The sequence below is a fragment of the Leptolyngbya sp. FACHB-8 genome (genome assembly GCF_014695575.1).
In the GTDB taxonomy this organism is placed as follows: domain Bacteria; phylum Cyanobacteriota; class Cyanobacteriia; order Elainellales; family Elainellaceae; genus Vacuolonema.
In genome coordinates this window covers 25,792-38,924 of sequence record NZ_JACJOO010000071.1, presented here as the reverse complement: position 1 = coordinate 38,924, position 13,133 = coordinate 25,792, and the positions used below count along the sequence as shown (strand labels likewise).

At 52.2% G+C, this 13,133-nt stretch carries 11 protein-coding genes and 1 riboswitch; of the genes, 4 read left to right on the top strand and 7 right to left on the bottom strand.

Annotated features, from left to right (window positions below; translation table 11 throughout):
* The first annotated feature begins 148 nt into the window (after window positions 1-148).
* Window positions 149-1,534: an HlyD family type I secretion periplasmic adaptor subunit gene (locus H6F91_RS19160; RefSeq protein WP_190771556.1), complete on the top strand. Its 1,386-nt coding sequence runs from the start codon at window positions 149-151 to the stop codon at window positions 1,532-1,534.
* Between the two features lie 42 nt (window positions 1,535-1,576).
* Here the strand turns inward: H6F91_RS19160 and H6F91_RS19155 are convergent, their stop codons facing one another.
* The 3 genes from H6F91_RS19155 to ntcA all read right to left on the bottom strand — a co-directional run bounded on the left by H6F91_RS19155 (window position 1,577) and on the right by ntcA (window position 4,437).
* Window positions 1,577-1,993, bottom strand: a complete 417-nt coding sequence (locus H6F91_RS19155; protein WP_190771557.1) for a pre-16S rRNA-processing nuclease YqgF — start codon at window positions 1,991-1,993, stop codon at window positions 1,577-1,579.
* A 191-nt stretch (window positions 1,994-2,184) separates the two neighbouring features.
* Window positions 2,185-3,591 carry a DUF3084 domain-containing protein gene (locus H6F91_RS19150; RefSeq protein WP_190771558.1) on the bottom strand — a complete coding sequence of 469 codons (1,407 nt, stop codon included), beginning with the start codon at window positions 3,589-3,591 and terminating at the stop codon, window positions 2,185-2,187.
* A gap of 174 nt (window positions 3,592-3,765) precedes the next feature.
* A complete protein-coding gene (gene ntcA / locus H6F91_RS19145; RefSeq protein ID WP_190771559.1) occupies window positions 3,766-4,437 on the bottom strand; it encodes a global nitrogen regulator NtcA in 672 nt (223 codons plus the stop codon).
* A gap of 609 nt (window positions 4,438-5,046) precedes the next feature.
* On the opposite strand from ntcA, the gene fabI reads away from it, so the two are divergent.
* Window positions 5,047-5,823 (top strand): enoyl-ACP reductase FabI, encoded by a 777-nt coding sequence (gene fabI / locus H6F91_RS19140; RefSeq protein ID WP_190771560.1) that lies wholly within the window; start codon window positions 5,047-5,049, stop codon window positions 5,821-5,823.
* A gap of 217 nt (window positions 5,824-6,040) precedes the next feature.
* The gene (hisB, locus tag H6F91_RS19135; RefSeq protein ID WP_190771561.1) at window positions 6,041-6,676 is read left to right on the top strand and encodes an imidazoleglycerol-phosphate dehydratase HisB; all 636 of its coding nucleotides are present in this window, start codon (window positions 6,041-6,043) and stop codon (window positions 6,674-6,676) included.
* Between the two features lie 219 nt (window positions 6,677-6,895).
* On the opposite strand, the gene H6F91_RS19130 is transcribed toward hisB, so the two are convergent.
* From H6F91_RS19130 to ntrB, 3 genes are all read right to left on the bottom strand, one after another.
* On the bottom strand, window positions 6,896-7,735 hold the full coding sequence (locus H6F91_RS19130) for an ABC transporter ATP-binding protein (protein WP_190771562.1): 840 nt from the start codon (window positions 7,733-7,735) through the stop codon (window positions 6,896-6,898).
* 73 nt (window positions 7,736-7,808) lie between these two features.
* Window positions 7,809-9,230 (bottom strand): CmpA/NrtA family ABC transporter substrate-binding protein, encoded by a 1,422-nt coding sequence (locus H6F91_RS19125; protein WP_190771563.1) that lies wholly within the window; start codon window positions 9,228-9,230, stop codon window positions 7,809-7,811.
* 98 nt (window positions 9,231-9,328) lie between these two features.
* On the bottom strand, window positions 9,329-10,168 hold the full coding sequence (ntrB, locus tag H6F91_RS19120; protein WP_190771564.1) for a nitrate ABC transporter permease: 840 nt from the start codon (window positions 10,166-10,168) through the stop codon (window positions 9,329-9,331).
* A 120-nt stretch (window positions 10,169-10,288) separates the two neighbouring features.
* Window positions 10,289-10,455: riboswitch (cyclic di-AMP (ydaO/yuaA leader) on the bottom strand.
* Window positions 10,456-10,740: 285 nt separating this feature from the next.
* Here ntrB and H6F91_RS19115 point away from each other — a divergent pair.
* Window positions 10,741-11,400: a DUF1295 domain-containing protein gene (locus tag H6F91_RS19115; protein ID WP_190771565.1), complete on the top strand. Its 660-nt coding sequence runs from the start codon at window positions 10,741-10,743 to the stop codon at window positions 11,398-11,400.
* A gap of 91 nt (window positions 11,401-11,491) precedes the next feature.
* Here the strand turns inward: H6F91_RS19115 and H6F91_RS19110 are convergent, their stop codons facing one another.
* Complete coding sequence (locus H6F91_RS19110; protein WP_190771566.1) at window positions 11,492-13,069, bottom strand: AMP-binding protein; 1,578 nt, start codon at window positions 13,067-13,069, stop codon at window positions 11,492-11,494.
* Between the last annotated feature and the right edge of the window lie 64 nt (window positions 13,070-13,133).

Here is a 13,133-nt window from a genome sequence, read left to right as displayed (position 1 = left end):
TGGGCATTTCACCCACCCTGATATCTCGTGCGCAATGCGTACGAGATATTAATTCTTTTTACGACCGTTCCACCAATCTTGATATTTCGTGTGTGACCTACGAGATATCAGCCCTTTTACAACCATCCCCCACTTTTACAGGGTTGTCATGACCGATTCCATTCGACCGTCCTCTCCGGCACAAGCCCGACAAACGCGGCAGCAGTTTGCCACGCCGGAGGACTATCTTTCCTATGAATTAGGCAAGGCCGTTCAGGAATTGCCCCCGCTCTATCTACGACTGCTGGCGGGTAGCCTCACGGTTATTGTGGCCAGTGCCATTGGCTGGGCACACTTCAGTAAAGTAGATGAGGTCGCTGTCACCCAGGGTGAGCTAGTACCCAGTCAGCAAATCCGTCCCGTCCAGGCTCTCCAGGGAGGGCAGATTGAACGCATTTTGGTGAAGGAGGGCGATCGCGTCCAAAAGGGCGATATTCTCATCGAACAAGATGCGGCTGTTTCCAATGCTGAGGTAGAGCGGTTGGAAGGGGTTGCCAAGCTCATCCGCCAGGATATTGCTCGCCTGGAAGCAGAGCGCACAGGGCAGTCTGATTCTGGTACGCCGATTCAAGATCAACTGTTAGCTTCTCGCTTGCAGGAGTATGAGGCCAAACGGGGGACGGCAGCGGCAGAAGCCAGTCGGCAAGCTTCGGCGATCGCTGAAGCTCGTACCCGTCTCGTCCGGCTTCAAGAAAACCTGGCCAATGCGCGAACGACCTTAACCAATGCTCAGGAGCGTGAGGCAGGCATGCGGGAACTGGCCGACCCCAGCAATGGCGCGGTTCCTCGCTTTGACTATTTGGAAGCCAAGGATCGCCTGACCCAGGCTCAGGACCAGGTAGCCTCTTTACAGCAAGATATTGCGGCTCAGCAACAGCAGATCCGACAAGCCGAAGAGGGCTTCCGGGGTGCTCAGGATACGGTCAGCCGTCTCGGTTCTGAACGTCAGAGCGAAATTCTCAGCCAGCTGACCCGTCGCCGGGAAGAACTGAGCAATGTGGAGGGCCAACTGCGGCAGGCCACCCGCCAGGGGGATCAGGATGTCATCCGCGCCCCTATTAATGGCACCATCTACAATCTGCGTACCAGTTTGGCCGAAGGCACCACCCAACCCGGTGAAGAGTTGCTCTCCATCCTGCCAGAGGGTGGCAATCTGATGCTAGATGTGAAGGTACTGAACCGGGACATCGGCTTTATTGAGCCGGGCATGCGAGCTAAGGTGAAACTGGCCACGTTTCCATTCCAGGAGTTTGGCACCATCGAAGGAGAAGTCATTCGGGTTAGCCCGAATGCCACCATTGATGAAAAATTAGGGCCTGTATTCTCGGCTCAAGTTCGCCTCAGCCGTAATGTGGTACGGGTGCGCGATCGCGATGTAGAACTGGTACCCGGTATGGCTGCGACTGCCGAAATCGTAACCCGCCAGCGCTCCGTTCTGACTTTCCTAATGGAACCCATTACCCGTCGCTTCGACGAAGCCTTCAAGACTCGCTAAATTCATAAAAAGAGGGGGCTGACACTGGTCAGCCCCCTCTTTTTATGTCTGGGCTTGCAGATACCGCTCAATTAACAAAATCGCTACGATGTCGTCAATCGGCCGGGAAATTTGGCGTAAGCTCTGCGGCATTAGCTTTTGCAAGCCCTGGGGCGGGTACATCTGCCAGTAGCGATCGCGCGCCTCCAGGGTACTGTAGCGTTCGTCGACCAGGGCGATCGCTATGTCGGGTAGTGCCCGTTGCACCTCTCTCTGCCATTGCTTGGCAGTCGTCTGGTTACCTAAGACAATTTGAGCAATGGGGTAGCGCTGGCAAAGGGTTTGGAGGATGGCGATCGCCTCTCCTGCCGGAATGACCTGATGCTCGACAATTAGCCCAGCGGCACTTCGGACGGCAACACCACACTTATCCCGGCCAGGGTCAAATCCGAGAATATAGAAATGATTTGCTTCGGTCATAGCCGGGTATGTTTGCGACAACAATTTTTTACAACGCTTTGCGCTTGAATCAGCCACGGTTGTTTTTGTGAGAGCCGCGCGGAGCGCGGCTCTCACAAAAACAACCAGATTTTAAGCGCTTGAAAAGCGCTGTAAGGGCGTAAAAACGACGATCGCACACACCCAAAAACCATACTCCATTCAGCCATGCCTTAAAACGATTCTGTACTAAAAAGGTCCTGTCCATTTTGGCGGGCTACCAGGTTCACCACAATCGGGTTAGGGCCACCCGTTAGGATCGGAGTTCTAGAGCGGGCTTGCACCTCGACCACACCACTCAGTTCTTGTAACGCCTGGAAAAAGCGACCGACTGTTTCGGGCTGCCCATCAGCGATTTGCAACTGGGTGTCGGTTAACACCCCGGCCTGACGCATGCGGAATTGAGCGGTGCGAATCAGAATATAGTATTGCTCGGTAAGCTGGGCTGCGGTGAGCCGCTCAGGGCTAAGATTGGAACTGGCCAACACGGCATTGCTGGGGAATAGCAACTCATTCAATGCTGTTGAAATAAAGACTTGAATACACGCTTCCCCTGCCAAAATACAGGGCTCTCCCACCACGTAATTACCCGCTGAGAGCACCTGCACGACGTATTCCTGGCGATCGCTCAATTGATTTAGCAAAGACTCCACCTGATTTGAGGTGACGGCTAACACCTGACGATCGACAGTGGTTGTACCCGGAATGAGCCGTAGCAGAGCGGCCCGGTTCGCGTTTTGGAGTAACTCCCGCACGACCTGAGGTGCACTATCGGGGTCAACAATTCGGACTAGATTCGCGCTCAACGGCTGGTTACGAAGCAATGCCACATTCCCCTGACGTAACCCCTGGAACTCGCGATCTAGATCTGCGATTGCCTGAGTCAAAATTGTGCGCTGAGTTTCCAGCGTACTCAACTGAGCTTCCCGTTCGGCAATCTGACGGTCGCGTTCGGCAATCTCCTGTTCGCGTTCGGCGATCTCCTGTTCGCGTTGGGCAATTTGCTGGTTGCGATCGCGCTGCAACTGGTTGATCTCGCTGCGTAACTGACGGGCCTGTTGCGTGACGCTCTGGAGCAGCCCGCGGGCCTCCTGGAAGCTGGCATCTACCTGTTGCAGCTGAGCTTCGGTGGAACTTAGACGTTGGCTCGTCTCCTTGAGCCGCTGCTCTCGAGCCTGGCTCTGGGCGATCGCCTGCTGTAACTCTCGATTTGTCTCCTGAAGCCGCCGCCGCGCCTGTTGCTGTTGTCTCAATGCCAAATCTCGCTCAGACTGAACCTCCTCCTGCTCCGTACGGGCCTGATCCAACTGTTCCCGAGCTGTCGCCAGGTCATCCTGAATCTGCTCCAGCTCAAAAACCCCTGTCCGTAGCTGATCACTGATCGCAAACAAGATACCAAAGGTCACCGCCGAAATCACGATACCCGTCAGGATAGTAATCAGGGTGGCCGTCTGCCGAGGCCGCAGGTTGAACAAACTGAGACGCGCTTTACCTACACGCATCCCAAGGCGATCGCCCACCGTGGCAATTACCGCCCCTAAAATCAAAATTGCTGCAATTAATACAAGCCCCGTGGTCATTCCCGGCTCTGTCTAATACAGCTACAGCCTACTGCATTCTGCTGAGTGTTTTGCGTGTAATTACGGGATGTGAAACGAGACTCTGTCAGGGAAGGGTGCAGTGCATCTTTCCTCAACGAAAAACAAAATTTTATGGAGGAGGGTTGTTTCACAGCCCTCCTCCATAAAATTGGGTTACGTAAACTGCTGGCTCAACGCCACCGGGTTGTAAACCGTAATTTTTTTCTTGTGGATTGAAATCATCTTGTCCGTCCGGAGTTCCCCAAGTAGGCGGGTAACGGTGACGCGGGTAGACCCGATGGCCTCGGCGATCGCCTGGTGCGACAACTTCAGGTCGATGGTGATCCCCTCCGGGGTCGGCACGCCAAAATCCCGGCAGAGAATGAGCAGGAAGCTGACCAATCGCGATCCCATATCCCGGTGGGCCAGGGTTTCAATCATCATTTCTGTTTGCAAAATCCGAGATGACAGACCCTTTAGCATCAACATAGATAGCTCTGGGTGCTCTTTCAAGGCTTTTTCTACCTGTTCGATGGGCACTGACAACAGTTCTGCGGGGGTAAAGGCGACAGCATGGTAAAAGCGATCGGCCCGCTGCCCAGTAATCAGTGACAACACACCAAACACACTATTTTCCCGTAGCAGCGCCACGGTGATCTCTTCCCCGGCTTCATACACCCGAGACAATTTGACTGCACCCTTCAACAAAAAGTACACACGCTCTGCCGGGTCTCCGGGGAAGAAGATGGTTTTGCCACGGTCGAAGGTCTCCACCATCGGCGGGAAAACACCACCACTTAATTGACGAAAGACATCCGCCAGAGGCTTATCTTGTGCCACAACCATTCCTCTCGTCCTGCCTAAACCGTAGTGAGGGGGCTAATCAAATCCTGCTTCAAGTCAGCAAAAGTTGACCGAATCATGACTTTAGAACACTTAAACTAACTTTAGAGCTAGTTTTTGTATCGAAAATTACGTTACAGAGCGAACTACCTCAAGTTACACCCCTGGTGCCCAAAAATATTGCCGTAGATTGGCTGCGATCGCATTATTTGCCAGAAGACAGAGGCCATAGACCTGAACCATGAGATTCACTTAATAGTGAATAATATCTCGTCAGAGTGTATTCTTTTATTAAAACTAAATTTTGAACGGATTAAATAACAATGAGCTATCTCTCCATAGCACTTTGTTATTTCATGTCTCTCCCAACCCAAAAATCAAATTTTGCTGCTGCTTTCTAGCGGCAAAATTAGGGCTCTGAATTGGGTGAAGTACGCAGCCAGTAGTAAAGGGAAAGGTTGGGCGTAAAGCACTCAACCTTTCCCTTTACTACTGGCTTGATGTGACAGCCAGAAAAGCGAGTTCCCGAAGTCTCCTCTCCGCCCCCTATCGCGACGATCCCTCTTTCTTGTATTCTGAAGGGCGCTTTATATTCCATACCTCCTCATTCCCATGCTGGATTTAACTGGAAAAAATGCCCTCGTAACTGGCATTGCCAATAACCGCTCCATCGCCTGGGGCATTGCCCAGCAACTCCACAAAGCGGGAGCCAACCTTGGCATCACCTATTTGCCCGACGAGAAGGGCCGTTTTGAAAAGAAGGTGGGAGAGCTGGTTGAGCCTTTGAACCCCTCTATCTTTGTTCCTTGTGACGTTCAAAACGAGGAGCAGGTGGTTGCCGCCTTCGACACCGTGCGCGACAAGTGGGGTCGTCTTGACATTCTGATTCACTGCCTGGCCTTTGCCAACAAAGAAGACCTGACTGGCGACTTTAGCAATGTCTCCCGAGGCAACTTCAATCTGGCGATGGAAGTCAGTGCCTACTCCCTGGTGCAACTGTGCCGGGCTGCCAAGCCTCTGATGACAGAGGGTGGCTCTGTCGTGACCTTGACTTACCTGGGCGGTGTGAAGGTCATTCCTAACTACAACATGATGGGGGTGGCAAAGGCTGCACTGGAAATGAATGTGCGCTACCTGGCCTCAGAGATGGGCCCCCAGAATATCCGTGTGAACGGCATTTCCGCTGGACCTATTCGCACTCTGGCTTCCTCAGCAGTCGGTGGCATTCTAGATATGATGCGTCATGTAGAAGAGGTTGCCCCTCTACGCCGCACAGTTACGCAAGAGGAGGTCGGAAATGCTGCAGCATTTCTGTGTAGCCCTCTAGCAAGTGGCATCACAGGCCAGATTATCTACGTGGATTCGGGTTACGAGATTATGGGGATGTAGGTGTTGAGACAGGGGGCCAAGGGAGCAGGGGAGCAGGGGGAATGGAGATAGATTCTAAATAGCTCGAGAATCTATTTCTAGAAGTGCGATCGCCCCCCATTGTCATACCTAACACCCATGCCCCCTGGAGGCTCTGCGCCTCCTAATTGGGACCGGCCATGCCGCTTTACAAAGCGTGCGGAATAATTGAACTAATGCTTTTTGGAAACTGATTTCTATGCAAACCCGCGATCGCCAATCCTCCGCTATTGATCTAGACCGGCCTGCCCGTACCGCCTCCGTCAGCCGCAAAACAAAAGAAACGGACGTACAGGTTAGCCTCAACCTGGACGGCCAGGGCACCTGCCACGCAGAAACCGGCGTTCCCTTCCTAGATCACATGCTGGATCAGATTGCCTCTCACGGGTTAATTGACCTGGATGTACGAGCTGTAGGCGACACCCACATCGACGACCACCACACCAATGAGGATGTGGGGATCACGTTGGGAATGGCTTTAGCGCAAGCATTGGGCGATCGCAAAGGCATTACCCGCTTCGGCCACTTTGTCGCCCCCCTGGACGAGTCCTTAGTGCAAGTTGCCCTTGATTTTTCTGGTCGCCCTCACCTCAGCTACGGGCTGGAGATCCCCACGCAACGGGTTGGAACCTACGACACGCAGTTAGTACGGGAGTTTTTTGTCGCGATCGTCAACCACGCCCAACTCACCCTACATATTCGCCAATTGGATGGGATTAACTCTCACCACATCATCGAGGCGACCTTCAAAGCCTTCGCGCGATCGCTCCGCATGGCCGTTGAAATCGATCCTCGCCGTGCCAATGCGATCCCCAGCTCCAAAGGCGTCCTCTAAAGTTAGCCTATCGCCCGAATCCGTTGGTGCTTTGCAGCTACGGATTCGGGCAGAGAAAAGAAAAGGGCGTACTGGTGAAGCAGCACGCCCTCGTCACAGGGAAAATTGAAAGTCACAGGTTGAGCAGAGGAGTGAGAAACCCAACAACAGTCTTCGTTGTTGTCAGGGCTACTACCCCAAACTCAAGCTACAACTTGGTAAGTCTTGATTTCGGAAAACTTAGTCGTTTTTGTCGAAGCGGTGATAAAGAAAATCCAGAGCACGGGCGTGGATCTCGCCATACAGCGGGTCGTGGCGGATCTGGTCACGGTTGCGGGGGTGGGGGAATGGCACTTCGATGACTTCACCAATAGTGGCAGCGGGGCCATTGGTCATCAGGATGATGCGATCGCTCATATAAATCGCTTCATCAATGTCGTGGGTAATCATCATCACCGCCTGCCGCTGGCTCTCCCAGATGTTGAGCACCTGCTGTTGCAGTTTACCTCGGGTGAGGGCATCGAGCGCACCAAAAGGCTCATCCATCAGTAACATTTTTGGACGTACTGCCAGAGCGCGGGCAATGCCAACCCGCTGCTTCATCCCACCCGATAATTGATCCGGGTATTTATCGGCAGCGGCGGTCAGGTTTACCATTGCCAGGTGGTCATTCACAATCTCTGACTTCTCAGCAGGCCGCAGGGTTTCAAACACCTCATCTACGGCCAGACGAATGTTCTGACGGACAGTCAGCCAGGGCAGCAGGCAGTACTGCTGGAACACCATCATGCGCTCGGAACCCGGTTTGCGGATGGGTTGCCCTTCCAGCCGAATGCTACCTGAGCTTGGCTTTTCCAAACCCGCTACTAGGCGTAACAGCGTGGATTTGCCGCAACCAGAGTGACCCACAATCGAAACAAATTCCTGCTCTCCCAGCGTCAGATTTATCTGATCGAGCACCACCGTATGTCCGCGATGAGTATTTGGAAATGCCTTGACGAGATTTTCGATTTCGAGAAAGGCCGGGGATTGAGAAGAGGTATTGGTCTCAACGGGCAGTTGTGTGAAAGAATGCGTCATGGCAATACTCCTGCGAAGACAAGGGGTAGTCGTCGATTGATTGGCGCGATCAAAGCTGATGAGGTTGCCCTCGCTAGGACAAATAGATAGATTTTGGTCCGTTAGCCCGGATCTCAAAACTGGCGAGGTAACCTTCTGGATCGCTTGGATCAAAGGATTTATTATCAATAAATAAGGCACCAGGTTCCACTTTGTAATCCTCTGCCGGGCACTCAATATCTAGCTCTGCTGCAATCTCACGATAGAGATCAGTGCGCCAGGCCTGACGAGCGATCTGCTCAGCATTCGTGGGCACAGCGGGAATCTGCCCCCAGCGTACGGCCTGGGTCATTAACCAGAGGCTTTGGGATTGCCACAAGAAGGTGGAATGGATGTTGGGTATTCCACCTGCCGCCTGAGCCAACGAATCAGGAGTATCAAAGAAAATAGTGGTTTCATCAGGTTCGCTAATCACCCGTTTCTGGTTATCAAACCCGCCATAGTCGTACTCACCCATAATCGCCGGACGTGTCAGCTTTTCCTTAGCACCTGTAAAAGAACGCTCCGAAATGAGCTTGGCGACTTCCTCCCGGTTTTGTGGATTGCTGCAATAGCGGCAGGCTTCAATCATCGCTTTCACCAAGGAGCGATAAGTTTTGGGATTTTCATTGATAAATGATTCCTGTACAGCTAGGAGGCGATCGGGATGCCCCCGCCAGATCTCCCGTCCCTGGGCAAAGGTAAAGCCAATACCGTCATTTCCTTTGATGGCACGGGTATTCCAGGGCTCGGCTACCATATAGGCCTGCATGGCACCAATCCGCATGTTGCTCACCATTTGGGGCGGCGGCACGATGATAATGCGGAATTCTTCCATGGGGTTGATACCAACGGCAGCAATCAGGTACCGCACAAAGTATTCGTAAATGGCAGAGCTCAACACCACCGCCATTACCCGCTGACTGGGTGGAACGCTCGTGAAATAGCGATGGAAATCGCGCCCAAAGGCTTCCAAGTCCCCGTTGTATTCATGCCACGGACGCACTCCGGATTCCCACATGGCCTTGTTCATGGTGAGAGAATTGCCGTGACGGTGAATTGTCATAGCAGCACAGAGCGGTGCGTGCCGGGCACCCTCTGCCCCTGTACGGGCATTAGTGACGGCCCCTGACACAACGGGAGCCGCATCTAGCCGGCCAAACACGACGCCATCACGGGATGTTGCCCAACTGGCTTCCCGACTGAGGCGCACAGTCAGCCCATATTTGCGAAAGAAACCTTTCTTCCAGGCGATCGCAAATGGCGCACAGTCATTCACTGGTACATAGCCTACCGTCAGATTTGGCTTTTCAAGTGTGCTGGGATCGACGACAGGTTCCACAGCCAACGCTTCCGAACTGAAGGTGGCAGGAGAGCGATCGCCGTTCACATCAGCCGAAAATATTCCAACTCCAGCGGCGGTTGCCCCTGCGGCGATGAGGAAGTCTCGCCGCGTCCAACGATTGCGGTTACTCATACGCAGTGCTCAAAATTTCAGTGATGGGACAGCGTTTCTAAGAGGCTGAGAAGATTCGATTCTGGATCGGCATTAAGAAGGATCGATTCAACCAGCAGTTAAGAACGCGCAGGTCGACGGGTCACAAGCTCTTGAATCTTAGTCAGTATCCAATCCAGCACCAATCCTGTTAAGCCAATTACCACAACGGCAAGGAACACGGAGCTAAGATTCAACCGACTCCACTCATCCCACACGAAAAATCCAATCCCAATACCCCCCGTCAACATTTCCACCGCCACAATCACCAACCAGGCAACTCCTAAACTGATGCGCAATCCGGTGAAGATATAGGGCAAACTTGCGGGCCACACCACTTTAATTAATTGTCGCCAGCGAGGCATCTCAAGCATCCGGGACACGTCCACATAGTCTTGCGGGATACTGGATACACCCAGAGCCGTATTAATAATGGTTGACCACAGCGACGTAATAAAAATAACGAAAATAGCAGAGGGATTTGCCAGGTTAAAGATGGCTAGCGCAATCGGCAACCATGCCAACGGAGACACCGGTTTCAATATTTGGATAATGGGATTTAACGCCAGCATAGCAGGACGATAGAGCCCAATTAAAAAGCCGAAGGGGATGGCAACCAATGCTCCCAAAGTAAAGCCAATGAGAACACGGCGAATACTTGCAATGAGCAACCATCCAATCCCTAAATCCCCTGGGCCACGACGGTAGAAGGGATGCGAAATATAATCCCAGTTCTCCACCAACGCTTGCCATGGAGTTGGCATAATCTCGCTACGTATCGTTGCCAGCAACCACCAAAACGCAATCAGAATTGCAAAACCTAGCAGAGGTAGCAGGACTTTTTCCCGCAGAAAAACAGCACGAAACTGACGTGCAACTACGTTGCTGGCATCGACTGCCAGATTCAGCAGTAATGGCATAAGCAGAGTGCCTCACTTCAAGCGAGAGGAGCAGTTATCGTCGTAACTGAACGTCACTAAAGAAGATGAAACTGGCACTACAGGTGAAAGGAAGATAAACCTTTTCCTGGAGCGATCGCTCTGTCTTCTCTCAATGCCTACGAGGTTAGCTGACGGGCTAGGGTTGAGAGATACCCCTCTGCAATCTCCGCAGATACGCCCCACGAGCTACATGAGCTTGGTTCCCCCGCTTTTTCTGCCTCTGCCCTTTAAGGACAAGAGACGTCTAAATTAGGCTGACTTATTCAGTTGCCTAAAACCTTAACATCTAAATCTTGAAATTGTCCATATTTTTGTTGAAAATGTTTTTGATTTTTTGCTCAAACCCTTGGTGTATTCACGCTCTATCAATTCAAAGTCAAGGATTTAAAGTATCTGAGTGATGGCTTACAACGTATCCAATTACACTATTTGAGTCTACAAGTAACTCAATTCAGTTGCAGCATAAAACCTAAAATGTTGTGCTGCTCACATAGGCCTAGGACAGTAACTACCGCCTTAAGTTAATTTAAGAACAAGCTCTTATCGGACGTATGCAAACATCAACACCATCACTTGGCTTGCAAGTTACTCAACTAACCGCGATCAATGTTGCTAAGGCTATTACCATTCTATGTCTCATTACCTTAGCCCTGATTTATGGCATTCACGATCAGAGGCAAGTTATTTATCTCTGTCTACACATCAGTTATTGCGGTTGGTGGTTACTTGAGCAATGGTTGTTTCCCCAACGCCGTCAGCAAATCTTCACGGACAAGATTGGGCTGGCTACATTTCTAGTTGTCCTATTATTTGTAGGTGTGTTTTACGCTCTGCCAGGTTACTTCACATTTATCAACCCCAATCCCATTCCATACGGTGCAGTCGCAGTCGCACTGCCTCTCTATATTTTTGGAACTCTGATCAATACTGCTGCTGATGTTCAGAAAATGATCGCTAAGGATATGGGAGCCAGTCTGGTCAATGATGGTATCTGGCGTTCTGTGCGCCACGTGAATTACCTTGGGGATTTAATGCGATACACCAGCTTCAGCGTTATTTCTGGTTCAGTATGGGCTTTCTTATTGCCGGGTGTAATTTTTCTTCTATATCTGCAGCGTATTACCCAAAAAGAACAATCTATGGCGGCGAAATATCCTGACTTTGCTGCTTACCAGCAATCCAGTACCCGTTTGTTTCCTTTGATTTGGTGACAGCGCTCTCCCATAGCCATTACGTTAGGACAAAAAGGGTGGGGCGGCGCATTGCGCCGCCCCACCCTTTTTGTCCTAACGTAAATAGCAGCTATAGCTTGTTATATAAAGTGGGGTAATCGACCTTGGCATTGTGGCGGCGATCGACAGGAATTTTAAGCGATCGCACCTCCTCGACTCCTGCCCATGCCAGTTGCGATCGCAGTACCTCTATATCCCCTTCCTGTGCCCACTCCACAGCGAGCAGCCGTTTTCCTTGATAGCTCACCAGAGCACTGCGACGAACTTGAGGGTACTGACGCACGGCGGCTTCTACCGCAAAAGGATAAAGCGTTCCTCGATCATCCTCAATGCGAGCGCTGCATCGACCTAGTAGCCAGACTCGACCCTGAGCATCCTTGTATCCGGCATCTCCTGTCCGATGCCATGGCACATCATCCACTCGAAATTTTGTTTCGGCATCTCCCTGCCCCTGCCAATAGCCGGACAGCACATGGTCGCCACTCACCACAATCTCGCCAATCTCGCCGGACGATAGGCACTGCGCATCGAACGCTATCTGGGTCAGTGGCAAAATGGGTGTTCCCCATTGAAATTTCAAAATGCGCAGTTGAATCTGTGACACCGGAGGCCCAGCCAGCAGCCCACTGCCCTGTTGCATGGCCTGGCGATCGCCCTCCTGAATCTCCGCAAAGTCAATATGGGCGATCGGTTCTGCTTCGGTTGAGCCATACACAGCCGTGACGGTAGCGTCGGGTACAAGCCGCTGTAGGCGTTCCAGTAGATCAGGAAAAACAGGTGCGCCACCGCTGAAAATGCGTTGGAAACTCGATAAAAGTTCGATTCTGTCATCCCTGTAAGATTCAGCATAGTCTGCCAGCCGATCCAAAAACGCAGGTGAAGCGGCTGTGCTTACAGGGCGGTAGCGTTGGATCTGCTGCATCACTCGTGCCGCATCAATTTTACCGGGATAGCGTAAATCAACATTGGGAATCAAGCTCGTCACACCGGAAGCCAGGTTCGCCAATACAAAAATGGGCAGGGTGGAGAGGTCGATGGTATCAGGAGTGAGGGACAGACTATCGGCGAGGACACGGTGTTGCGCCAGCAGAAATCCATGGGTACGAAGCGCAGCTTTGGGCTGACCGGTACTACCGCTCGTGAAGGTAAGGAGAGCAGGCGTGGAAGGCTGTAGAAGTTGATTCATTGGATACTCCACATCCAATGAATCAGCGGCACGTTCCAGGTTTAGGGCGGGGGTTTGGGGAAGAGTGAAGCCGGTGGAGTAGTGGCGGGGAATTTGGCGCAGGGTGGAGGAGGTGAGGCGAAGCAGGTGAGCTTTGGGGCTGGCGATGAGGGCCTGAGGTGGAGCGATCGCACAACACTGTTCCAGGTGCGATCGCCCCGCAGATGGATCAACAAACATTGCCACAAGGCCCAATCGAAATAGGGCAAGTAGAACAATGTAGAGCTTCGCCGACATGGGCTGAAAAATCAGCACGGTGTCCCCTGGCTGTAATCCGTCTTGCAGTAAACGAGCCGCGACCTGAATTGAGGCGCCTTCCAGTTCGGCAAAGCTAAGGAATTGGTTACAAGCGGGATCAAGGATCGCAGGGTTATGAGGACGAAGTTCAACTTGCTGGTGAAGAATGTCCGTGATGGTGGGCATGAGCACAGACCCGAGTCGCTTGGGTCATAAATTTAGGTAGAGCTTGCGAGTATGGGTGCTAAGC